This window comes from Telluria sp. AC161, assembly GCF_979258535.1.
The window spans coordinates 2,021,069-2,043,643 of sequence record NZ_OZ409861.1 but is presented as its reverse complement, the minus strand read 5'-3'; the positions used below and the strand labels follow the sequence as shown (position 1 = coordinate 2,043,643).

Annotated in this window: 17 protein-coding genes; 5 read left to right on the top strand and 12 right to left on the bottom strand. The window is 64.9% G+C overall.

Annotated elements, in window-relative coordinates; translation table 11 throughout:
• Positions 1–239 precede the first annotated feature (239 nt).
• The 4 genes from ACZ0AJ_RS09190 to ACZ0AJ_RS09175 form a co-directional block, all read right to left on the bottom strand.
• Entirely contained in the window at positions 240–3,050 is a 2,811-nt protein-coding gene (locus tag ACZ0AJ_RS09190) for a TonB-dependent receptor plug domain-containing protein (protein ID WP_499454034.1), read from the bottom strand.
• Between the two features lie 319 nt (positions 3,051–3,369).
• The gene (locus ACZ0AJ_RS09185) at positions 3,370–4,068 is read right to left on the bottom strand and encodes a FadR/GntR family transcriptional regulator (protein WP_183552730.1); all 699 of its coding nucleotides are present in this window, start codon (positions 4,066–4,068) and stop codon (positions 3,370–3,372) included.
• Positions 4,069–4,180: 112 nt separating this feature from the next.
• Complete coding sequence (locus ACZ0AJ_RS09180) at positions 4,181–7,330, bottom strand: pectinesterase family protein (RefSeq protein WP_499454032.1); 3,150 nt, start codon at positions 7,328–7,330, stop codon at positions 4,181–4,183.
• Complete coding sequence (locus tag ACZ0AJ_RS09175; RefSeq protein WP_499454031.1) at positions 7,327–8,070, bottom strand: rhamnogalacturonan acetylesterase; 744 nt, start codon at positions 8,068–8,070, stop codon at positions 7,327–7,329. The genes ACZ0AJ_RS09180 and ACZ0AJ_RS09175 overlap by 4 nt, the downstream gene beginning before the upstream one ends.
• Positions 8,071–8,234: 164 nt before the next feature.
• On the opposite strand from ACZ0AJ_RS09175, the gene ACZ0AJ_RS09170 reads away from it, so the two are divergent.
• The 5 genes from ACZ0AJ_RS09170 to ACZ0AJ_RS09150 all read left to right on the top strand — a co-directional run bounded on the left by ACZ0AJ_RS09170 (position 8,235) and on the right by ACZ0AJ_RS09150 (position 13,933).
• Entirely contained in the window at positions 8,235–8,963 is a 729-nt protein-coding gene (locus tag ACZ0AJ_RS09170; RefSeq protein ID WP_499454030.1) for a FadR/GntR family transcriptional regulator, read from the top strand.
• 107 nt (positions 8,964–9,070) lie between these two features.
• The gene (kdgD, locus tag ACZ0AJ_RS09165; protein ID WP_482898907.1) at positions 9,071–9,982 is read left to right on the top strand and encodes a 5-dehydro-4-deoxyglucarate dehydratase; all 912 of its coding nucleotides are present in this window, start codon (positions 9,071–9,073) and stop codon (positions 9,980–9,982) included.
• A gap of 2 nt (positions 9,983–9,984) precedes the next feature.
• The gene (locus ACZ0AJ_RS09160; RefSeq protein WP_499454598.1) at positions 9,985–11,571 is read left to right on the top strand and encodes an aldehyde dehydrogenase (NADP(+)); all 1,587 of its coding nucleotides are present in this window, start codon (positions 9,985–9,987) and stop codon (positions 11,569–11,571) included.
• Positions 11,572–11,644: 73 nt separating this feature from the next.
• Positions 11,645–13,033 (top strand): MFS transporter, encoded by a 1,389-nt coding sequence (locus ACZ0AJ_RS09155; protein ID WP_499454027.1) that lies wholly within the window; start codon positions 11,645–11,647, stop codon positions 13,031–13,033.
• 3 nt (positions 13,034–13,036) lie between these two features.
• On the top strand, positions 13,037–13,933 hold the full coding sequence (locus ACZ0AJ_RS09150; protein WP_499454026.1) for an SMP-30/gluconolactonase/LRE family protein: 897 nt from the start codon (positions 13,037–13,039) through the stop codon (positions 13,931–13,933).
• Between the two features lie 110 nt (positions 13,934–14,043).
• Here ACZ0AJ_RS09150 and ACZ0AJ_RS09145 read toward each other — a convergent pair whose 3' ends face one another.
• The 8 genes from ACZ0AJ_RS09145 to ACZ0AJ_RS09110 form a co-directional block, all read right to left on the bottom strand.
• Complete coding sequence (locus ACZ0AJ_RS09145) at positions 14,044–15,222, bottom strand: acyl-CoA dehydrogenase (protein WP_183552715.1); 1,179 nt, start codon at positions 15,220–15,222, stop codon at positions 14,044–14,046.
• Positions 15,223–15,247: 25 nt separating this feature from the next.
• A complete protein-coding gene (locus tag ACZ0AJ_RS09140) occupies positions 15,248–16,888 on the bottom strand; it encodes an electron transfer flavoprotein-ubiquinone oxidoreductase (protein ID WP_499456764.1) in 1,641 nt (546 codons plus the stop codon).
• 32 nt (positions 16,889–16,920) lie between these two features.
• Positions 16,921–17,640, bottom strand: coding sequence for an ABC transporter ATP-binding protein (locus tag ACZ0AJ_RS09135; protein ID WP_499454024.1), 720 nt, complete (start codon positions 17,638–17,640; stop codon positions 16,921–16,923).
• Positions 17,633–18,352 carry an ABC transporter ATP-binding protein gene (locus tag ACZ0AJ_RS09130; RefSeq protein WP_258834311.1) on the bottom strand — a complete coding sequence of 240 codons (720 nt, stop codon included), beginning with the start codon at positions 18,350–18,352 and terminating at the stop codon, positions 17,633–17,635. The genes ACZ0AJ_RS09135 and ACZ0AJ_RS09130 overlap by 8 nt, the downstream gene beginning before the upstream one ends.
• Positions 18,339–19,292 (bottom strand): branched-chain amino acid ABC transporter permease, encoded by a 954-nt coding sequence (locus ACZ0AJ_RS09125; RefSeq protein WP_499454022.1) that lies wholly within the window; start codon positions 19,290–19,292, stop codon positions 18,339–18,341. The genes ACZ0AJ_RS09130 and ACZ0AJ_RS09125 overlap by 14 nt, the downstream gene beginning before the upstream one ends.
• The gene (locus ACZ0AJ_RS09120) at positions 19,289–20,161 is read right to left on the bottom strand and encodes a branched-chain amino acid ABC transporter permease (RefSeq protein ID WP_499454021.1); all 873 of its coding nucleotides are present in this window, start codon (positions 20,159–20,161) and stop codon (positions 19,289–19,291) included. Before ACZ0AJ_RS09120 ends, ACZ0AJ_RS09125 begins: the two co-directional genes overlap by 4 nt.
• A 67-nt stretch (positions 20,162–20,228) precedes the next feature.
• Positions 20,229–21,398 (bottom strand): ABC transporter substrate-binding protein, encoded by a 1,170-nt coding sequence (locus ACZ0AJ_RS09115; protein ID WP_499454593.1) that lies wholly within the window; start codon positions 21,396–21,398, stop codon positions 20,229–20,231.
• 108 nt (positions 21,399–21,506) lie between these two features.
• Positions 21,507–22,391 (bottom strand): IclR family transcriptional regulator, encoded by an 885-nt coding sequence (locus ACZ0AJ_RS09110; protein ID WP_499454017.1) that lies wholly within the window; start codon positions 22,389–22,391, stop codon positions 21,507–21,509.
• Positions 22,392–22,575 lie beyond the last annotated feature (184 nt).

Below are 22,575 nucleotides of genomic sequence, written 5' to 3'. Positions count from 1 at the left end.
CAGCGGACTAGTGCAGAGGCTGTCTGGGTGCGGCGCCCAATCGCGCTTGAATGTGACGATGTCTCGAGCAGCGGGCAGCAGGAATTTTAATGCGATCGCTGAGCACCGTTCGCACCGCAGTCATGCTTGTCGTAACGGGCAATATCGTCTCGGTCACTGCGCAAGCAGACACGTGCCCTCCGCCAGCCTGCTCGGTCCGCCGCCCCCGTACAAGCGGAAACGGCGGACCTTACCGACCGTCAGAACGTGTAGTCAGCCCGCACCGTGAACGCCCGACCAATCGGCTTGGCGATGTTCTGGGCGAACACCACACGCGAGGACAGGCGCTGGTTCGACAGCGGTGGATCGGTGTCGAACAGGTTGTTCACGCCCGCGCCGATCTTGAGCTGCTTCGAGACCTTATAGGTCGTCGACAGGTTGTAGACGCGGTACGGCTCGATCACGTTGTAGAACGGCTGCCCCGGCTGCTGGGTCGGCAGCGCATTCGTGTCTTCATAGCTCGAGCTGTACTGCTGCGTGAGCTGGGCGAAGAACGCACCGTACTGCCAGTTCACGCGCGCCTGGTGCTTCCACTTGAAGATGTAGGTGTTGGCCGAGGTCGAGCCGGTGGAGAGCGCGCCGATGCGTCCGACGCTGTCGACCCACGGGCTGCCCGTATCGTTCTGGCCTTCGTAGCGGTCGGTGTAGGTGCCGTCCATCGAGAACCCGAAGCGTCCCCAGCGCGCGGTCGGGAGCATGTAGTTCAGGCTCAGGTCGATGCCCTGGGTCTTGAGTCCGCCCATGTTCAGGCGCGTCTTCGTGATGTACTGCAGCGTGCCGTCCGGATTGCGCACGAACAGGTCCTGGTAGCGGTCCAGGTTATCGAAGATCGAATCTTCGCTGATCTGGGCGATCGTGCGCTTCATGTCGATCTTCCAGAAGTCGATCGTGGCGACGAAGTTCTTGACCGGCTCGATTACGAAGCCGACCGTATAGGTCTTCGATTTTTCCGGCTCCAGGTCCGGGTTGGCGCCGACGAGCGTGGTCAGGCGCGTGTTGCAGACGCGCTCGGCGTCCAGGCCCAGGCCGGCAAAGCGCGGGTCGGTGGTCAGGGTGCCGGAGCCGGCCACGTTCGGTGTCGGGCCAGGGCACAGCAGCGGATCGTCCCAGCTCGACGTCGATGGCGTCAAGGTGCGCGGTACGCCGTACAGTTCCGGCAGGGTCGGCGCGCGGAAGCCCGTGCTGACCGTACCGCGCACCATCAGCGCTTTGATCGGCTGGTAGCGGAAGCTTGCCTTCGGGTTGAAGGTCGAGCCGAAGTCGCTGAAGTGGTCACCGCGCACGGCGAAGTTCAGGTTCAGGTCCTTCGTCACGGGGGCGTCGAGCTCGGCATACAGACCGGCCACGCGGCGCTGGCCGCTCGGGTTGTTGCCAGGGGCGCCGCTGACGCGCCAGACCACCTCGTTGCCGATCATCGGCACGTTCTCGGCATACGTTTCACGGTGCCAGTCGCCGCCCACGGCAATCCCGAGGTCGCCGCCGGGCAGCGCCATCAGCGTGCGGCTCAGGTTGAAGTCGGCGCCGTAGTAGCGCACGTCAGCCTGACGGAACAGCTGACCGTCGGCCGAGATGTCCTCGAGGTAGGCGCGGCCCGCTTCATCCTGCGCGCCGAACGGATTGAGGATGCCGTTGGCCACGCCGGCATACACGGCCGGGGTACGCACGAAGTTTTCCTTGAAGCCGGAGTCGCGGTGGCTGTAGCCGTAGGAGCCGCCGACGCGGTAGTCCCAGCCCTTGAACTCGCCTTCGTCGGCAATCACCAGACGGTGGTTGGTCTGCACGTCGTGCAGCTTGGCCGCGCCCAGTTCATCCAGGCTCCAGGTCAGGGCCAGGTCTTCGCCGTTCAGGCCGGCCACGGCCGGCACGCCGCCGCGACCGCCCGGGTAATACGGACTCGCCTTGGTAATCATCAGGGGCCGGCGCGACGCGGTGAGGCGGTCGTAGTCGGTGTTGTTGCCGAACGGCTGGGGCGGGCTGATCGCGTCGATGTACGAGCGCGACAGATTCAGTTCCACGGTCAGCATCTTGCCGTCGCCGTGCGCCAGGCTGCCCTTGGTGAACAAGGTCACTTGCTGGTTTTCCGGCAGCAGTTCCGGATAGATGCCCGGGTCGGTGATGCAGGTCCGGGCGCCATTGGCAGCGGTGCGGGTGGACGGCACCGTGGTCTGGGCCAGGCCAGGGGCCACGCAACCGGCGGCGAAGTACGGGTTACCGGTGATGTTGGCCGGGCGCCCGTTGCGGTAGATCGTGAAGTTGGCGGGCGACGCCGAGCCGCCCGAGGTGTTGGCCGTGAACGGCGTGCCGCCCAGCGACGCGAGTTTATCGGCGTCCCAGATCTGTGGCCGGTCGCGCTGCAGCAGCGAGCTGCGGCGCTGGGCGCTGAACGCCGTGTAGACGTTCCAGCCGTCAGTGGCGATATCGCCCTTGCCGGCGAGGATCGTCACGCGCTTCTGTTCGCCGCCGCCGGACTGCTCCGGCTGCACCGTGCTGGCGTGGATCGTGACCTCCTGCACCGTGCGCTTGGTGATGAAGTTGACGACACCCGCGATCGCATCGGTGCCGTACAGGGCCGAAGCACCGTCGCGCAAGACTTCGACGCGCTCGATGGCGGCCATCGGAATGACGTCGACGTTGACCGAGCTCGCGCCCAGCGCTTCGTTGGCCAGGCGCCGGCCGTTGAGCAGCACCAGCGTGCGGTTGGTGTTCAGGCCGCGCATATTGATCATGGTGCCGCCGCCACCGCCGCCAACCGGTTCGTTGGTCGCGGCCACGGTCAGGGCCACGGCCACCTCCGACATCGTGGTCAGGCCCTGGTTGACCAGTTCCTCGGCCTTGTAGGTGGTCAGGGGCAGGGCGTTTTCGGTCGCCAGGCGCTTGATGGATGAGCCCGTCACTTCAACGCGCTGCGGCTGCGCTTCCTGCGCTGCCGCGCCGTTGGCGAGGGTCATGGCGGCCAGTGCGACGGCCGAGAGCAGAAAGCCCGGGAATGGGGTGGTACGGTTGATGTTCACTGAGTGTCTCCTGCCTGTCATCGTGAGAGTGCGTCCGGATGTGTCTCGGGATCGCGTGCATGTCGGGCGGTTCGTGATTTCTGTGAATCGTGCGCAACCGGCGACTGGTATGTTCAATTTTACTTTGGTAAGACCACTTTAAGCAATCTGGACGTGCCGAAATATGTTCTGGTCTATACAGATGTTGTCTTATTGATGTCGGATGACGGAGAAGGCGGCAGGGCGCAGGGGCGGGGAAGGGCAGGCGTCGGGCGGGGCTGGCCCGTAAACTGGCCCGTAAAGCGGGCGCTGGCGCGGCCCGCTGTCGTGACGAGGCTGGTCAGCCGCGCGAGAAGGTGCGGGTGACGCGGTCGAGGTGGGCGCGCATTGCCTGGCGTGCGCCGGCGACATCGTGCGATGCGATGGCGGCGAAGATATTGCGGTGGTCGATCAGCGTTTGCTGGCGTAGTTCCTCGGTCTGGAAGTGCTCCTTGAGCTTGTGCCAGAGCGAGCCGCGCTGGCTCCACAGGTATTCGATCACGCCGACCATGGCGCTGTTGCCGGTCGCGCGCGCGATGGCCAGGTGAAAATTGCGGTCGGCCATTTCATTGGCGCTGCGGTCTTCATGGTGCTGTTCCATCTCCTCGACAGCGAGCAGGATGGCGTCGATTGCCGAATCATTGGCGTGCTTCGCCGCCAGCGCGGCGACTTCGACCTCGATCATGCGGCGCGCAGCCAGCACTTCGAACGGGCCCGGTCCGGCCGTGGGCACCACCGCCTGCGGCGCTGCCTGTTCGCTGACATAGACACCGGACCCGCCACGCACCTCGACCTTGCCACCCAGTTCGAGCGCGATCAGGCCTTCGCGCAGCGACGTGCGGCTGACCCCGAGCTTGGCCGCCAGCTCGCGCTCGGCCGGCAGGCGCTCGCCACCGCGGATGTTCTCGGCACGGATCAGTTCTTCGATCCTGGCCGCCACGACCCGGTACAGCCGCGGCTCGGTGGTGCCTGGTTCATTCGGCGCTGGAGTAATCTTCATCGGTCGGTTCGTCCTGGATAATTGGCAGCTCTGCCAAAACTAGCGAATCTTAGTTTGGCCGGCCTGATGTGGCAAGGGCGCGCAGCAAATAGTTATCGTGGTTACTACCCGCTCATGGCTGCGGATCCCAGCCGCTCCCGGCAAAGACAGCGGCGCGGGTGCGGTAGCGCGCCGCCTGCGTGGCGTCCAGCACCGCGCCGCCGTAGTGGCGCGGCTGGCCGTCCGGCGCGCGGTTGCCGTATTCGCGCCAGCCACCCTGCAGTGGATTGGGCGCCGGGCGGCGCAGCCAGCCGTCGGCTGCGATGTGCGGGCCGATGGTGCACTCGATGAAGGCGACGTGGTCCCAGGTGTTCGCCGTTCCCGGCGAGCGCGCCAGGTAGGCGCTGCCATCCGGGGGCAGGTTGCCCGCCGGTCCGGGACCGCGCGTCAGGCGCGAGCGCAGGAAGACAAATCCCGTCTCGACCGGGCCGACAGTGCGCGCCTGGACAATGTAGCCGCCGCTGTCGGGATTCGCGCTGTCGCCGACCGTCCGGATTTCGCTGTCCTCAAACAGCGTGGCCCGGTTGTTCCCCCAGACGAAGTCGACATTGCCCTCGACCAGCGATTTGTAGATCCACGCGTAGCCTTTCAGTTGCAGCGTGTCCTGCTCGCTCGAAAAATGCGCATTGCGCACCGAAAGGTGACCGTCCGGGCTGTTGAAGAACAGCGTCTCGGCCTGCGGCGAATGGCCATCGCTGCGTAGTGTGGTGTTGTGCAGGGCGATATCGCGGAGTTCGAGCAGGTCGCTGTCCTGGGCCAGGAGCAATGCGCGCCCGCCCAGCAGCCCTGGCTCCTGCGGCGCCTGGCCGCTGCCGGAGCCAGGATTGAGCGTGTCGCTGTTGGTGGCGCGGATAATCGTCGCTTCCCGGCTGGCGCCTCGCAGCGTCAGCCGGTCCTTGTCGCGCAGGTACAGCAGTTCGGGATAGACGCCGTCGCTCACATTCACCGTCAGCGCCAGGGCGCGGGGCAGGCTCATCGCGTAGTCGAGCGCACCTTGTACGGTGCGGAAGTGGGCGCGACCCGTGGCGGCCACCGTGATGCTGTCGCCCACTGGGCGGTGCGGCGTCGTGCGAAACGCCCAGCGTGCGCCGGCGAAGTCCGCGCCGCGCACCAGGCGTGCTTCTGCCGTCGCGACATACTCGGTATCGTACTGGAGCGCTTGCGGCAACTGGGCACGCAACTGGCCGTCGACCAGCCGCAGGCGATGTTCGCGCACCAGGCGCTGACGCGGCGCCGGGCCGATTCTGCTCACCGTCTCGCCGGGCCGGATCACGCCGACCAGCGCGCCATCGCGCTTGCGCCAGATGCGGATGCTGCCTTCGCCGGTCAGTTGTGCACCCGGTGCCAGCGTCAGGCGGAGCAGCGTGTCCGGCGGTACGCCGCGTGCGCCGCGCGCAGGGTCAAGGCCGGCGCTGGCCGTCGCGCCGGTCGGTTCGGTAAAGCGCGGGCCAACGGCCACGGCCAGATTCGCCTGTGCCCACGGGTCGCTCGCGCTGGTCAGTGCAACCGTGGTCTGACCGGGCGCCAGCGGCGTGATCTGCAGCGCGCCATCGACCACGGCAGCCGTTGCGATGCGCGCATCGACCACCACGGCGACCAGGTCGGCCGCGCCGCCGATGCCGACCGTCTCGGCCGGATCCCCGGCCTGCAGCGCGATCCGGTTGTCGGCGACCTGCGGGGTGACGCGTGCCGGCACCGTACCTTCCGGCCCGGTGCGCACGTCGAGCACCGTGTGTGCGCTTGCTTCCCAGTCGAGCGGCAGGGTTGTCGGCAGCGGCGTCTCCAGCGCACTCGTGACGCGTTCGCCATCGATCAGCGCAAACAGGACGCCGCCCTCGAAGGTCAGGCCCACGGTCAGCGGCGTGCGGGATGCCACGAAAGCTGGCGCAAGACGGCGCCGCACCTGCTTGAGGCGTTCCACCTTGCCGCTGCGCGATGCCACCAGTTCGACCTGCAGGGTTTTTCCTTCGTCAGCCAGCTGCACGCTCACGCCCTGCCAGTCGCCATTCGCCTGACGCCGCGCGCGCAGCACGAACGGGGCACCTGGCGCCAACGACAGGCGCGCCTCGGCGATGCCGTCTCCGCCCTGGGTCGGCCGCGGGCCGGCGTTGGTGCGCACGTGCTCGGGCACCAGCTGCGCCGGCAGGGCCGTATGGGTATAGGGCAGGGGCGCCATCGCAGGCCCGCCAAACGGACAGGCGCCGAGCGGCTGGCCATTGAGCAGCGAGCCGCTGTCGGCAAACACGCCGTGGCTCGACCCCGGGTCGCGCACCAGGTCCGCGCAGCCGCGAGCGCCGGTCACATCGAAGGCATTGGCGTCGGAGCGCACCAGTGCCTGGTGCCCCACGCCGATGCTGTAGCTATGACGGTAGACGGCTCGCTTGCGCTCGCCCACATAATAGTTATTGAAAAGGTGCACCTGGCCGTAGCGTACCCGCGGCGCGCGCTCGGCGACGTGCTCGAACAGATTGCCCTTGAGCGTGATGCGCAGCCGGTCCGCGTCGCCGGTGGCGCGGTCGCTGGCGCCGATCAGCATGTTCTTTTCGTGATCGGCAAAATGGTTGTAGGTAACGCTGACCAGGTCCGCGCCCTGCGAGATATCCAGTGCCCCGTCGTGGCATTGCTTGATCTTGCCATTCTCGACCGGCGCGCGGTCGTCCGTGTCGGGCGCATCGGTGAACCTGTTATGGTCGATCCAGACGTGGCGCGCGGCCCGCACCGTGATGCCGTCATAGTCCGAGTTCCAGTTGCCTTGCGGGCCGTCGTGTGCGTCCCATTGCGGCCGGATGTCGCACGGATTGCGGATCGCCAGGTGACGCACGATCACCTGTTCGACCCCGTCGATCGTCAAGCTGGCGTTGATGAAGCCGGCACCGGGCGTCACGCCCAGCAGCGTGGTATTGGAAGGAATGGTCACGGCGCCGCGCCGCGCCTGGTCGGCACTGTCGGTGAACGGCCGGCCTTCGGTCATGTCGATGGTTGCCGCCACCCGTACGATACGCGAAGGCGCAGATGCCTTAAGCGCCGCGACCAGTTCGGCGCGGTTGCGCACCGTGTAGACATGGGCAGGCAGCGCCAGTGCACCGCCGCGCGTGCCGCCTTCTTGCGCGGCCCAGCCGTCGGACGGTGCGTGCTGGCGCTCGGCGCTTGCCGGCGCCACGGTCTGTGCGTGGACGGGTTGCAGCGCCAATGCCAGTGCGACCGCCGCCAGCGCGGCGTTCATTGCGTGCCCCCGGCGCCGTCGGCAGTCATCAGGTCGTCAGCCAGCTGCGGCACCTTGCGTACGATCTCGCGCGCGACGATGTCCGCAAAGCGCCGGGCGCCCAGCGGTCCCACGTGCGTACGGTCGAAGTTCTCGCCGACGCGCGCCAGTTTGTCGGCCTCGTCCGGCCCCATGGCTTGCACGGCCGCCAGCGACAGCGCGTTCAGTTCGATCAGCGGGGTGGCAGTGGCCGCGGCAATGTTGCGCACGGTGGCCGCCCATGGCGCCAGGTCATCCTGTACATAGCCTCCCTTGAAGCTGCGCCGCGTGAGCGGCGTGACCAGCACCGGTATCGCTTTCAATGCGCGCGCCTCAATGACGTAGCGCTGCATATTGGCGGGGAATTCGGTGACGTAGTCGGTCGAGCGGCCCGGTTTGCCCGGCTGGTCGTTGTGGCCGAACTGGATCAGCACGAAGGTGCGCCGGTAGCCGCCATCGCGCAGCAGGCCGGTCACCTCGTCCCAGCGGCCCTCGGCCCGGAAGCTGCCCGAACTGCGCCCGCCCCGTGCCAGATTCAGGCAGGCCGTCTCGGGCGTGAACCGTTCGCACAGCGCGTCGCCGTAGCCGGTCGTGCTGGCCATCGTGGAGTCGCCCACCAGGATCACGCGGTCGTGGAGGGGTGGCGTGGCCGTGGCGGCGCCGCCCAGGAACCATAGCGGCAGGCATAGCAGGGTCAGGGCAGAAGGGCGGATGTTGGCCACGGTGTCTCCATATTTTTATGATCATCCGATTCTAGTTTGGTCGGACCAATTTTGCAACGTGGCTATACCGCAAATGTTGATCAGAGCCTCCGTAGTTATCGGACGTCATACGACTGAATCGTCGCGTATAATCTGCACCATCCCATTCATCGCGATTTCCCATCATGACGCTCCCGCAACGCAAGCACCGCAGTCTGTCCCAGGGAGTGGTCGAGCAGATCAGCGACACGATCCGCCGCGGCGCACTCAAGCCGGGCGACAAATTGCCCACGGAGTCTTCGTTGATGGCCCAGCACGGGGTGAGTCGCACGGTGGTGCGTGAAGCGATCACCCATCTTCAGGCAGCCGGGCTGGTCCAGACCCGCCACGGCATCGGCACCTTCGTGATCGAGCGCATGCAGGCGGGGCTGGGCCTGGAGTCCGAGAATATCGTGACACTGCGCGATGTGCTGGCCGTGCTGGAGTTGCGCATCGGCGTCGAGACCGAGACGGCAGGCCTCGCAGCCAGCCGTCGCACCCAGGAGCAGGCCGACGAGCTGGCCGCCGCGCTGCGCGAGATGCAGCAGGCGATGGCCGAGGGCAGGCCAGCGGTCGAGGCAGATAAACGCTTCCACCTGCTGATCGCGCAATCGACCGGCAACCGGTATTTCGTCGACATCCTGACCCGTCTGGGCAATGCCTTCATCCCGCGTGCGCGGCTCAACACGCCCGTGCTCGACCAGGACAAGCCCGCCGGCTTCCTCGAGCGCGTCAGCCGCGAACACGACGATATCTACCGCGCCATCGAGAGACGCGACCCGGAAGCCGCGCGCGCGGCGATGCGTACCCATCTGTCCAACAGCCGCGAACGCTTAGTGGAGGCGCAGCGCCGCCTGGAAAGCACGATGAACTGAATTTCCGCATTTTCTGCTTGCGGATGACCGCAGTCAGTTGTACGATGACTTACAACCTGCTCGATGGCAGGTATTTCGTCCAACAACCAGATAGCGGAGACAGCACGATGCAACCAAACGAACTCAAGCAAGTCCTTTCCCACGGCTTGCTGTCGTTCCCGATCACCGATTTCGATGCGCAGGGTGATTTCGATCCGAAAGGCTATGCCGCGCGCCTGGAATGGCTCGCCCCGTTCGGCGCCACCGCGCTGTTCGCCGCCGGCGGCACCGGTGAGTACTTCTCGCTGCACGGCGAAGAGTACGGCCAGATCATCAAGACGGCGGTCGACACCTGCGCCGGCGTCGTGCCGATCCTGGCCGGTTGCGGTGGCCCGACCCGCACCGCCATCGCGCACGCCCAGGAAGCCGAGCGCCAGGGCGCCAAGGGCCTGCTGCTGCTGCCGCACTACCTGACCGAAGCCAGCCAGGACGGCCTGGTTGCCCACGTCGAAGCGGTGTGCCGCTCGGTGAAGATCGGCGTCGTGGTCTACAACCGCGCGAACTGCCGCCTGACCCCTGATTCGCTGGAGAAGCTGGCCGATCGCTGCCCGAACCTGATCGGCTTCAAGGACGGCAACGGCGACATCGAACTGATGGTATCGATCTGGCGCCGCATGGGCGACCGCTTCAGCTACCTGGGCGGCCTGCCAACCGCCGAGATCTACGCCGGCGCCTACAAGGCGCTGGGCACCCCGGTGTATTCGTCGGCCGTGTTCAACTTCGTGCCGCAACTGGCGATGGACTTCTATCACGCCACCGTCGCCGACGATTTCGCCACCACCAACCGCCTGATCGACGATTTCTTCCTGCCGTACCTGGAGATCCGCAACCGCAAGGCCGGCTACGCAGTCAGCATCGTCAAGGCCGGCGCACGCCTGGTGGGCCATGGCGCAGGCCCGGTGCGTCCACCGCTGACCGACCTGACGGCCGAAGAAGACGCGATGCTGCTGGCCCTGCTCAAGAAGAACGGGGTGGTCTGATCATGGCGATTCTCGGTGAAATGATCATTGGCGCGCACAGCGTGCGCGGCGCCGGCGCGGAAGTCTTCGGCTTCAACCCGGCCACGCGGGAAGACCTGCAGCCTGGTTTCGGCCAGGCCACGGGCGACGATGTCGAGCGCGCCTGTGCGCTGGCCAGCGAAGCGTTCGACCCATATCGCGCGCTGCCGCTTGAAGGGCGCGCCGCGTTCCTCGAGATGGTGGCCGAAGAAATCTTGGGGATCGGCCCCGAGCTGATCGAGCGCGCGCAGCTTGAGACCGGCCTGCCGCAGGCGCGCCTGGAAGGAGAGCGCATGCGCACCGTGACCCAGCTGCGCCTGTTTGCCAAGGTCGTGCGCGACGGCTACTTCATGGACGCGACCATCGACAGCGCCTTGCCGGAGCGTGCGCCGCCGCGACCCGATCTGCGTCTGCGCAAGATCGGCCTCGGCCCGGTCGTCGTGTTCGGCGCCAGTAACTTCCCGCTCGCGTTCTCGGTCGCTGGCGGCGACACGGCATCGGCCCTGGCCGCCGGTTGCCCGGTCGTGGTCAAGGCGCACAGCGCCCACCCCGGCACGTCGGAACTGGTCGGACGCGCCGTGCAGCGCGCCGTCAAGGCGAGCGGCCTGCCGGAAGGCGTGTTCTCGATGCTGTTCGGCGATGGCCGCACGATCGGCCAGCAACTGGTGTCGCATCCGGCGGTCAAGGCCGTGGGCTTCACCGGTTCGCGTCAGGGCGGCCTGGCGCTGCTGCGCACGGCTGCTGCGCGCCCTGAACCGATTCCCGTGTACGCCGAGATGAGCAGCGTCAATCCCGTGTTCCTGCTGCCTGCGGCAGTGCAGGCCGGTGGCGCGACGCTGGCGCAGGGCTTCGTCGATTCGCTGACGCTGGGCGTCGGCCAGTTCTGCACAAACCCCGGCCTGGTGTTTGCCCTGGCCGGCGCCGAGCTCGACGCCTTTGTCGCCGCGAGTGCGCAGGCACTGGGCGCCAAGGGCGCCGGCACGATGCTCACCGCCGGCATCCACGACGCTTACACAAAAGGCGTGACGGCGTTCGACGCTGTCGATGGCCTGCAACTGGTCGCGCAAGGGACGACCGAAGGCAACGGCTGCGCTGCGCAGGCGGCGCTGTATGTGTGCGACGCGGCGACCTACATGGGCAACCCGGCACTGGAAGATGAAGTGTTCGGTCCGTGCGCGGTGCTGGTGCGCTTTACCGATGCTGCCCAGATGCTGCAGGCAGCCGAACACCTGCACGGTCAACTGACCGTCACGGTCCACGCGCGCGAAGGTGACCTCGACCTGGCCGCGAAGCTGTTGCCGATCGTCGAGCGCAAGGCGGGCCGGGTGCTGTTCAATGGCTTCCCGACCGGCGTCGAAGTGGCGCACGCGATGGTGCATGGCGGCCCGTTCCCGGCCACCAGCGACAGTCGCACGACATCGGTTGGCGCCAGCGCGATCGACCGCTTCCTGCGGCCGGTCTGCTACCAGAACGTGCCGGGCAGCCTGCTGCCGGAGGCGCTGCGTGACGACAATCCACTGGGCCTGGCGCGCCTGCAGGACGGCACGTTGCAAATGGGCGGAGGGAAGTAACCACCAACGCCTGAACGCAGTACCAGCCGGAGGAGACGCCGGCTGTCACCCAACTTGAAAAGAACTGATCACCATGAATCAGCAAGTCATCGACGTAACACCGGCGCAGTCGGTGGTGGGCAGGTATCGCTGGACGATCTGCGCGCTGCTGTTTTTCGCTACCACCATCAATTACCTGGACCGCCAGGTCCTGAGCCTGCTCGCACCAGTGCTCACCGAGCAGTTCAACTGGACCAATACCGACTACGCCAATATCACCGCGACCTTCCAGTTCGTCTACGCGATCTCGATGCTGTTCGCCGGCCGCGTAATCGACCGCATGGGCACCAAGCGCGCCTACGTGCTGGCGATCGTCATCTGGTCGCTGGGCGCCATCGGCCACGCCTACGCGATCGGCATCGGCGAAGCGGTCAACACGGTCTTTACCAGTATCGGCCTGGCCGTCGTGCCCGTGTCGGTGGCCGGCTTCATGATCGGCCGCGCGGTACTGGCGGTCGGTGAAGCCGGTAACTTCCCGGCCGCGATCAAGGCGACCGCCGAATACTTCCCGAAACGCGAGCGCTCGTTCGCCACCGGCATCTTCAATTCGGGCGCCAATGTCGGCGCGATCCTTGCGCCACTGACCGTGCCGCTGATCGCTGCGCACTGGGGCTGGCAGTCGGCGTTCATCGTCATCGGCGGCATCGGCTTCTTGTGGATGGGCCTCTGGATCTGGCTGTACGATGCGCCCGAACAGCAGCCGCGTTTGAAGGCAGCCGAACTGGCCTACATCAACAGCGACGCCGGTGTCATGGTGGCCCCCACCGGCACGCCCGTGAAAGGCTCGTGGTTCAAGCTGCTGGGCTACCGCCAGACCTGGGCCTTCGCCTTCGGTAAGTTCATGACCGACGGCGTCTGGTGGTTCTTCCTGTTCTGGCTCCCCAAATACATGTCGGCCCAATACGGCATGTCGGCCACCGACATGATCATCCCGCTCGCGGTGTTGTACAGCATGACGATGGTGGGCAGTATCGGTGGCGGCTGGCTGCCGACCTGGTTCCTGAACCGCGGCGCCGACATTTATCATGGCCGCATGAAGGCCATGCTCGTCATCGCCCTGTGCCCGCTGGTCGTGCTGCTGGCGCAACCGCTTGGCTACCTGGGCTTCTGGGTCCCCGTGATCCTGATCGGCATCGGCGCGTCGGCGCACCAGGCCTGGTCGGCCAACCTGTTCACGACCGTCTCGGACATGTTCCCGAAACACAGCGTGGGTTCGGTGGTTGGCATCGGTGGCATGGCCGGTGGCCTGGGCGGCGTGCTGCTCACCAAGCTCGGTGGCTGGCTGTTCGACCATTACGGCGCACTGGGCCAGTTGCAGACCGGGTATATGATCATGTTCTCGATCTGCGCCGTGGCCTACCTGGTGGCGTGGACGGTCATGAAAATGCTGGTGCCGCAGCACCGTGAAATCAAGGGGTTGTAACTGATGTCTGCTGACGTTGAACGCATCGCGGGCGTGCACTGCGCCACTGGCGAAAGCCCGCTGTGGCACGCGGGGCAGGCTGCCTGGTACTGGGTCGACATCCCTGCGCGCCGCATCTGGCGCAGGGACCATGCCAGCGGCGCGCTGCTGCACTGGACGGCGCCCGAGATGGTGGCCTGCATTGCGGCGAGCAGCGACGGCAGCCTGATTGCCGGGATGGAGACGGGTGTGTTTCGCCTGGCTCTGGGTGGCGATGGCGCGCTGGATGCCTCCTGGCTGGCTGCGCCGGCGGCTGCCGAACTGGGCGAGGGCATGCGTTTCAACGACGGGCGCTGCGACCGCCAGGGCCGGTTCTGGAGCGGCACCATGTTCATGGATATGGGCGCCGCGCGCCCGGTCGGCGGGCTGTATCGCTACAGCGCTGCCGGCGGCCTGCATGGGCCGGTGGTGCGCAATCTGCTGACGCAGAACGGTCTGGCCTGGTCGCCGGATGGCCGCACGATGTATCTGTCGGATTCGCATCCGCAGCGGCGGCTTGTGTGGGCGTACGATTACGATATCGATGCCGGCCTGCCGCACAACGAACGTGTGTTTCTGGACCTGACCGGGCAACTCGGCAGGCCGGACGGGGCGGCTGTCGATGCCGACGGTTGTTACTGGAGCTGTGCCAACGATGGCGGCATGGTGCAGCGTTTCACGCCGCAAGGAAAACTCGATCGGGAAATCGCGCTGCCGATGGCCAAGCCGTCGATGTGTGCGTTTGGCGGGCCTGATCTCGATCTGCTGCTCGTGACGTCGATCGATCCGGCGGGGTTGGGCAATGCTGGCGGTGACGCCGGGTCGGTCGTCATCCTGCGGCCCGGGGTAACAGGCATCGCAGAGACACCGTTCGCCTTTTAACCACGTAGGGTGGACGGCTATGCCGTCCACGCGTTCAGATGCATTCGATGATCGTTGAACGCGTGGACGGGGAACCCGTCCACGCTACGGTGACGTAATAATCGCGATGGTTAGAACGCCGCAATCCCAGTCTGTGCGCGGCCAAGAATCAGCGCATGGATATCATGCGTGCCCTCATAGGTATTGACCACTTCCAGATTGACCATGTGCCGGATGATGCCGAACTCATCCGAAATGCCATTCCCACCCAGCATGTCGCGGGCAACGCGGGCGATATCGAGCGACTTGCCGCACGAATTGCGCTTCATGATCGACGTGATTTCCGGCGCGGCCGTGCCTTCATCCTTCATGCGGCCCAGGCGCAGGCAGCCCTGCAGGCCGAGCGTGATCTCGGTCTGCATGTCGGCCAGCTTCTTTTGCACCAGCTGGTTTGCCGCGAGTGGCTTGCCGAACTGCTGGCGGTCCATCGTGTACTGGCGCGCCGTGTGCCAGCAATCTTCGGCCGCGCCCAGCGCGCCCCAGGCGATGCCGTAGCGGGCCGAATTCAGGCAGGTGAACGGACCCTTCAGACCGCGCACGTCGGGGAACGCGTTTTCTTCCGGGCAGAACACATTGTCCATGACGATCTCGCCGGTGACCGATGCGCGCAGACCGAATTTGCCGTGGATCGCCGGGGCCGACAAACCTTTCCAGCCTTTTTCGAGCACGAAGCCGCGGATCGCACCTTCGTCGTCCTTCGCCCACACGACGAACACGTCGGCCACGGGCGAATTGGTGATCCACATTTTCGCGCCGGAGAGGCTGTAGCCGCCCTCGACCTTGCGGGCACGTGAAATCATCGAGCCGGGATCGGAGCCGTGGTTTGGCTCGGTCAAGCCGAAGCAGCCGATCCATTCGCCAGTGGCCAGCTTCGGGAGGTATTTCTGCTTGGTCGCTTCATTGCCGAATTCAAAAATCGGCACCATGACGAGCGACGATTGCACGCTCATCATCGAGCGGTAGCCCGAATCGACGCGCTCGACTTCACGCGCGATCAGGCCGTAGGCGACGTAGTTCAGCGCCGGGCCACCATATTGTTCGGGAATGGTCGGGCCGAGCAGGCCCAGTTCACCCATCTCGCGGAAGATAGAGACATCCATCGACTCGTTACGGAATGCTTCGAGCACGCGCGGACGCAGCTTGTCCTGGCAATAGGCAGCGCTGGCGTCGCGCACCATGCGCTCTTCGTCCGTCAGCTGGCCGTTGATCAGCAGCGGGTCATCCCAGTGGAAAGCGGCTTTGGTTGTCATGTTGGTCTCTTTTATAAAATGGTCGTTACATATTCGGATAATTGGGGCCGCCGCCGCCTTCGGGCGTCACCCAGACGATGTTCTGGGTCGGATCCTTGATGTCGCAGGTTTTGCAGTGCACGCAGTTCTGGGCGTTGATCTGCAGGCGGTCGCCGCCGTCTTCGCGCTTGACGAACTCGTACACCCCGGCCGGACAGTAACGCTGCTCAGGCCCGGCGTACTTGGCCAGATTGACGTCGACCGGCACGCTCGGATTTTTGAGCGTCAGGTGGATCGGTTCGTCTTCGCGGTGGTTGGTGTTCGAGATGAACACTGACGACAGCTTGTCGAAGGTCAGCTTGCCGTCCGGCTTCGGATAGACCATCGGCTTGAAGTGCGAGGCGGGCTTCAAGCATTCATGGTCGGCGTGCTTGTGGTGCAGCGTCCAGGGTGCCTTGCCACGGAACACGATCTGGTCGATGCCCGTCATGATCGTGCCCAGCACCAGGCCCTTGCTCATCCACGGCTTGAAGTTACGCGCCACGTGCAGCTCTTCGTGCAGCCACGATTTTTCGAACGCGGCAGGGAAGCTCGTGAGCTCGTCGCTCGTGCGGCCTTCGCCCAGCGCGGCAAACGCCGCTTCGGCCGCCAGCATGCCGGTCTTGATTGCACCGTGGCTGCCCTTGATGCGGCTGGTGTTCAGGAAGCCCGCATCGCAGCCGATCAGCGCGCCGCCAGGGAAGACGGTCTTTGGCAAGGATTGCAACCCCCCTGCAGTGATGGAACGCGCGCCGTACGAGATGCGCTTGCCGCCTTCAAAGAAGCCGCGGATGGCCGGGTGCGTCTTATAACGCTGGAATTCTTCGTATGGCGACAGGTACGGATTCTGGTACGACAGGCCGACGACATAACCGACTGCGACCTGGTTGTTTTCCAGGTGGTACAGGAACGAGCCGCCGTAGGTATCGTTCGGCAGTGGCCAGCCGGCCGTGTGGATCACCAGGCCCGGCTGGTGCTTGGCGGGATCGATTTCCCACAACTCCTTGATGCCGATGCCGTAGGTCTGCGGATCCTTGCCCTTGTTCAGCTCATACTTGGCCATCAGCTGGCGGCCCAGATTACCGCGCGAGCCTTCGGCAAAGAACGTGTACTTCGCATGCAGCTCCATGCCGAGCTGGAATTCCGGGCCGGGCTCGCCGTCGCCATCGGCAGTGCGGCGCATGCCCATATTGCCGGTCGCTACACCCTTGACCGAGCCGTCTTCGTTGTACAGGATTTCTGCAGCCGGGAAGCCCGGGAAGATTTCCACGCCCAACGCTTCGGCCTGCTGGCCCAGCCAGCGCACCACATTGGCCAGCGAAATCACGTAGTTGCCGTGATTGGCCAGTGCTGGCGGGATGGCAAACGCCGGCGTGGCATACGATTTGGTTTCGGTCAGGAACAGGACGCGATCTTCGGTCACGGCGGTATTGAGGGGCGCGCCTTTTTCTTTCCAGTCAGGGATGAGCTCATTAATAGCGCGCGGATCCATCACGGCGCCGGACAGGATGTGCGCACCCAGCTCGCCGCCTTTTTCCAGCACGCAGACGGTGACCTCCTGGCCCTTTTCAGCAGCCAGCTGTTTCAGGCGGATCGCCGCCGACAGGCCGGCAGGCCCGCCGCCGACGATCACAACGTCGTATTCCATCGCCTCACGCGGGCCGTATTGTTCGATCAGATTCATGCCGCAGCCCCCGTGTCGCGTGCGAAATACAACCCGTGCAGATGCTCGAGACTCACTTCGCTTGCCGCCTGCGACAGCACAACCTTACCGCTCTGCATCAGGTAGACGTGGTCGGCCACGCCCACTGCGCGGTGGGTGTTCTGCTCGACCAGGATCATCGTGCGGCCGTCGTCCTTGAGGCGCTTCAGGATCGCAAACAGTTCGTTGACCATCACGGGCGCGAGGCCCAGCGATGGCTCATCGATGATCAGGACCTTCGGGTCGCTCATCAGGCCGCGCGCCATGGCCAGCATCTGCGCTTCACCGCCCGACAGCGAACCGGCCATCTGCCGGCGCCGCTCGCGCAGGCGCGGGAACATCTCGAACGAGCGTTCCAGATTGCGCGCGGCGTGCGCACGGTGCTGCGGTGCAAAGGCGCCCATCATCAGGTTTTCCTCGACGGTCATGTCGCGAAACACCATGCGGCCTTCGGGAATCATCGCCATCGAGACCTTGTGCATGTCCCAGGTCGGGGTGCCGTTGAGCGGCTTGCCGTCGAGCGTGATCGTCCCTTGCGACACGGGGATCAGCCCCATCATGGCGCGCAGCAGCGTGGTCTTGCCGGCGCCGTTCTGGCCGATGATCGTGGTCAGCTTGCCCGGTGCGATGCTGAGCGATAAATCCCACAGCACATTGATCGCGCCATAACCGGCGCGGACGTTCTGAATCTCAAGCATGGTCGACCTCGCCTCCGGTATAGCTCTTGATGACGGCCGGGTTGTTGAAGACCTCGGCCGGCGTGCCTTCGGCGATCATGCCGCCGAAGTTCAGCACCGCCACCCGCTGGCACAGATTGCTGATGGTGTCGATGTCATGCTCGATGATCAGGATGCCGACCGAGAACTTGGCGTGCAGGTCCTTGAGCATGTTCATGAAGTTGCGCTTGCCGCTGGTTTCCAGGCCGGCCAGCACTTCGTCGAGCAGCAGCAGTTTGGGGTTGGTGGAGAGCGCCTTGGCCACCTCAAGCGCCTTCAGCTCGGTCAGCGCCAGGCCGCTCGATGCGTCACGCCCAGCCTTGGCGGCCAGGTTGGTGAAGTCCAGGATCTCGTCGATGCGGCGCTTGTCGACCGAACCCGTGCCGAAGCGCTGCGCCACTTCCAGGTTCTGGCGCACGGTCAGCTCGTGCATAGGTTGCGGGATCTGGAAGGTACGGCCGATGCCCATGCGCGCACGCTGGTACATCGGTGCCTTGAGCACGTCCGCGCCATTGAACAGGATGCGGCCCGTGGTCGGGCGCACCAGCCCCGAAATCGCATTGAACAGTGTGGTCTTGCCGGCGCCGTTCGCGCCAACCAGACCGACCAGGTCGCCCGTGCCGACTGCCAGCGTGACATCGTTGACCGCCGTGAGGCCGCCGAAGCGGACGGTGACGTTTTCAAGTTGCAGCATGTTTTTTCCTTAGCGCCCTGCGGATCATGCCCAGCAGGCCATCCGGGCTGGCAATGATCATCACGACCAACACGACGCCGAGAACCAGCTGGTGTCCGGTCGGCATGAAGTTCTTGATGAATAACTGGTCGACCAGATACACCACGACGGCGCCGATCAGGGGACCCGTGATCGTGCGGTAGCCGCCGAAGATCGCCGCGACGATCGGGATCGTTACCCACACCGCGCTGAAGGCGTAATCCGGTTCGAGGAAGTTGATGTAGTGCGCATTGAAAGCGCCCACGGCGCCGCACATGAAGGCCGACACCAGCAGCATCAGGCCCTTGAGCAGCGTGTTGTTCACGCCCACCACGCGTGTCGCATCCTCGCTGTCGTGCATGGCGCGCAGGGCCAGGCCGTGCGGGCTGCGGCGGATGACGTCATAGGCCCAGGCAAACAGCAGCACCATCGTCAGGATCACGAGGTAATTGCCGGTGTGGCTGCCGAAATTGTAATCGAACACGGTCGGCAGGGCCGGGATCCTGGCAATGCCGCCGGCGCCGTTCGTGACCGAGGTCCATTCAGTGGCCACGATGCGGAAGATGTGCGCATACGCCAGGATCGCCAGCGCAAAGTAGGGACCGCGCAGGCGCAGCACGGGCAGCATCAGAACCGCCGACAGCACCGCACCGACGCCGCCGAGCATGAGGCCGATGAAGACCGGCACGTTGTACTGCATCGTCAGCACGGCCGACGTGTAGGCGCCCACGCCAAAGAACGCTGCATGGCCGAAGCTGACCATGCCGCCCAGGTTGCCCAGCAGCGCCCACGACAGCGCGACGCCGCCGATGATCAGCGAGGCGATCACCAGGCTCATGACATAGCTGTTGCCGCCCAGCGCGAATGGCACCACGAGATACGTCGCCACCAGCGTGGCGATCAGGAGTTTATTGAGTTTCATCCGCGCCTCCGTGCCACACCAAACAGGCCATTGGGCATCACGAACAGCACCACCAGGAACAGGCCCATGCCGGCCAGCTCTTGCAGCGCCGAACTGGCCAGCGTGATCGTCAGGGATTCGGCCACGCCCAGCAGGATTGCGCCGATCAGCACGCCGGGGATGGAGCCGAGGCCCGCCAGCACGGTGATGATGAAGGCTTTCACGGTCAGGACGCTGCCATAGCCCGGCGTCACGACGCCATAGCTGAACAGGGCGACGCCGGCGAAGGCGGCCAGGATGCCGGCCACGATGAACGACACCAGCTCGGTGCGGCCAGGGTTGATCCCCATCAGCTTGGCCGCGTCGCGGTTGCTCGACACGGCGCGCACGGCGCGGCCATACCAGCTGCGCGACAACCACCACCACAGCGCCACGATCAAAACGAGGCTGACGCCGAAGAACAGCACTTCGCTGCGCATGCTGTAGAGCTCGCCGACGATGAAAGCTTCCTGCATCCAGGTCGAGCTCGTGGTGCGCACGTCGGCGCTCCAGATCATCAGGACCAGGTTGGTGAGGATCACGCCGACACCGAAGGTCAGCGTCAGTGAATTGATTTCGCGGTGCACCGTCACCCGGCTGACCATGAAATACAGCAGGCTCGAGGTGATGGTCACGATGATCACGGCGGCGGGAATCGCGGCCAGCGGATTCCAGCCGAGTTGCGATTCGACCGTGTAGGCGATATAGGCCGCCAGCAATACCAGTTCACCGTGCGCCAGGTTGATCACGTTCATGGCGCCGAACACGAGCGCCAGTCCCAGTGCAATCAGGGCGTAGGAGCCGCCCTGCAACAACCCGGAATACACGGCTTGTAGAATCAAGTCCGTCATTTCTGCATCCAATCGATTATTCACGCGGGCAGGGGATCCTGCCCGTCTCGCTCATGTGCTCACAGCGTTACCAGGGCAGGCCCGGATACACCGGCTTGGCGGTGGCCGATTCTTTCGGCCACACCAGTTCGACTTTCTTGCCCTGGTGCTGGCCCATGCGCTGCGTGAAGTTCGGGTTGTCGCCCCTGGCATCGAACTGCACCCGGCCGATCAGGGTCTGGCGATCGGTCTTGCGCATTTCCTCGATCACGCCGCCTTTTTTCAGCGTGCCCTTGTCGGCCGCGCGCGCGATCGCTTCGAACAGCAGCATCGACTGGACGTAGCCGAACTGGCCCAGGTAATCCGGGTCCTTGTTCAGCAACGCCTTGTAGCCATCGGCAAAGCGCTTGCCTTCTTCGGTCGAGAACTGCACCGGGAATGGCAGCACGGCGGTGCCGTACACGTTCGGCATCAGGTCCGGGAAATCGGCGGCCATCTTCGGCGTTGCCAGCGACCACACACCGGCCACGCCCTTGATGCCTGGCTTGAGGACCCGCGCGGCGCGCAGGATGCCGACGTAGTCGTTTTCGTAGCCGACCATGACGATGAATTCGGAGCGGTCGCGCAGTTTCACCTTGTTGATGATCGGCTTGAAGTCGGTGATCAACGGGTCGAACGCGTGCGTGACGACTTTGACGCCCTTGGCTTTCAGGGTTTTCTCGACGTCTGCGGCCAGGCCGTGGGTCGCATCCTTGGTCGAATAGATGATCGACACCGACTTGACGCTCAGGTCGGTGAGCAGGCCGACGAGGGCCTTCTGGTAACCCTGGGTGTTATTGATGCGGAAGAAATTCTTGCGCCCGGCATTGACCAGGCCATCGTCAACGCCGCCCGACGTCACGTAGGCCAGGCCCAGTTTGCCGGCAGCATCCGAGGCAGGGGAGATATTGTTGGATGCGTAACCGCCCGTGATGGCCACCACGTTCTGGCTGGCCAGTTTTTCCACTGCCGCCACGGCCTTGGCCGGCGCCGATTCGTCGTCGACGGTGATCAGTTTGATCGTGTGCTTGCCGTTGGTCTTGTTGAAGACCTCGGCCGCGACGCGGATGCCTTCCTGGGTGCCCAGGCCGACGCGGGCCAGTGGTCCTGTCAGCGGAATCTGCACGCCGACCAGGAATTCTTCGGCACTTGCCAGGTTGATGCTGCCGACGGTGCCGAGCGCCAAAATGGCGAGGACGATCTTGTTTGCCTTCATCATGTCTCCGTTATTTTTTAGTGAATGTAGGAATAGTCAAAAACGACGGCAAGCCGGGGGCCTCACCGCATGGGGCGGCGTCGCTCCTTGATTGCCGGTACCACGGCACCGCTAGCCGATATGCCGGCCCATGCTGATTTCCACGTTGCGCACCAGTTGCACCAGACGCGGACCGAGGTCCTCGACCAGTTTTTCGTAGGGCAGCAAAAAGGCCGGGCCGCCGCAGTTGAATGCCATCGTCCGGGCGATATCCTGGTCGAGCAGCGGCACGCCCACTGCGCTGATGTTGGCGTCCCACAGGCCCGAGGACAGGACGAAGCCGCGGTCCTGGTAATCCTTGAAGCCCTGTTCGATGTCGGTCTTGATCTTGGGCCAGTTGGTGTCGGCCGTCAGGCGGATATGGTCCATCAAAAAATCGCGATCGGTTTGCGGCAGCCCGCACAGATACGCCTTGCCCATGGCGGTGGTGGCCAGCGGGATACGCGAACCGGCATCGCGCCGCAGCGTGACCGCAGCGCTGCCGCGGCAGGCCTCGACATACACCATGTGCAGCCGGTCGCGAATGCCGATCGCCACGCTGCACTGGGCGTATTCGGCCAGCTCCTGCATCGCCGGCCGGGCCAGTTTGCGTACGTCGAGGTTGGCGAGCAGTGTGTAGCCGAGCGCCAGCACCGGGGCGCCGAGCTGGTAACGGCCCTGGTCGGCCGAATAGGTCAGGTAGCCGAGTTTGGTCAGCGTATAGGTCAGGCGTGAAATCGTCGGCTTGGGCATGCCGGTGCGCTTGGCCATCTCGCTGTTGGTGAGGTATGCCTCGCCAGGACGGAAGCAGCGCAGGATTTCCAGGCCACGCGCCAGGGCCGTGACGAACTGGCGGTCCTTGCTGTTGTCTTCATCGGGTGCGTCGTCCTGCGGCGCTTGTGGTAACCCTTCCGGTAGCGCTTGCGCGGTGGCAGGTGTCGCCAGCAAAGGGTCTTCCAGTGACTGGATCGAGTCCATTCTTGTCTCCTATGCCCTGCATCTCCGGCTGGGCTTGAGTCGGATATTCACATACCGAAAACGAGGGTGTCAACAGTTTTTGTGAAATGGCCGTTCGCAGAGCGAAACACCTAGTATGGGTAATTACGCTAAATCGATGCATTTCGCACAGCGAATCACCTGATCCTCCGGTTTTTCCCGCAAA

What these genes read in the sequence shown, in the direction of transcription:
- ACZ0AJ_RS09185 (WP_183552730.1), bottom strand. Translation starts at nt 4,068, where the DNA reads ATGAAGATTACTCCAGCGCCGAATGAACCAGGCACCACCGAGCCGCGG.
- ACZ0AJ_RS09180 (WP_499454032.1), bottom strand. Translation starts at nt 7,330, where the DNA reads ATGAACGCCGCGCTGGCGGCGGTCGCACTGGCATTGGCGCTGCAACCC.
- ACZ0AJ_RS09170 (WP_499454030.1), top strand. Translation starts at nt 8,235, where the DNA reads ATGACGCTCCCGCAACGCAAGCACCGCAGTCTGTCCCAGGGAGTGGTC.
- kdgD (WP_482898907.1), top strand. Translation starts at nt 9,071, where the DNA reads ATGCAACCAAACGAACTCAAGCAAGTCCTTTCCCACGGCTTGCTGTCG.
- ACZ0AJ_RS09160 (WP_499454598.1), top strand. Translation starts at nt 9,985, where the DNA reads ATGGCGATTCTCGGTGAAATGATCATTGGCGCGCACAGCGTGCGCGGC.
- ACZ0AJ_RS09155 (WP_499454027.1), top strand. Translation starts at nt 11,645, where the DNA reads ATGAATCAGCAAGTCATCGACGTAACACCGGCGCAGTCGGTGGTGGGC.
- ACZ0AJ_RS09150 (WP_499454026.1), top strand. Translation starts at nt 13,037, where the DNA reads ATGTCTGCTGACGTTGAACGCATCGCGGGCGTGCACTGCGCCACTGGC.
- ACZ0AJ_RS09145 (WP_183552715.1), bottom strand. Translation starts at nt 15,222, where the DNA reads ATGACAACCAAAGCCGCTTTCCACTGGGATGACCCGCTGCTGATCAAC.
- ACZ0AJ_RS09140 (WP_499456764.1), bottom strand. Translation starts at nt 16,888, where the DNA reads ATGGAATACGACGTTGTGATCGTCGGCGGCGGGCCTGCCGGCCTGTCG.
- ACZ0AJ_RS09135 (WP_499454024.1), bottom strand. Translation starts at nt 17,640, where the DNA reads ATGCTTGAGATTCAGAACGTCCGCGCCGGTTATGGCGCGATCAATGTG.
- ACZ0AJ_RS09130 (WP_258834311.1), bottom strand. Translation starts at nt 18,352, where the DNA reads ATGCTGCAACTTGAAAACGTCACCGTCCGCTTCGGCGGCCTCACGGCG.
- ACZ0AJ_RS09125 (WP_499454022.1), bottom strand. Translation starts at nt 19,292, where the DNA reads ATGAAACTCAATAAACTCCTGATCGCCACGCTGGTGGCGACGTATCTC.
- ACZ0AJ_RS09120 (WP_499454021.1), bottom strand. Translation starts at nt 20,161, where the DNA reads ATGACGGACTTGATTCTACAAGCCGTGTATTCCGGGTTGTTGCAGGGC.
- ACZ0AJ_RS09115 (WP_499454593.1), bottom strand. Translation starts at nt 21,398, where the DNA reads ATGATGAAGGCAAACAAGATCGTCCTCGCCATTTTGGCGCTCGGCACC.
- ACZ0AJ_RS09110 (WP_499454017.1), bottom strand. Translation starts at nt 22,391, where the DNA reads ATGGACTCGATCCAGTCACTGGAAGACCCTTTGCTGGCGACACCTGCC.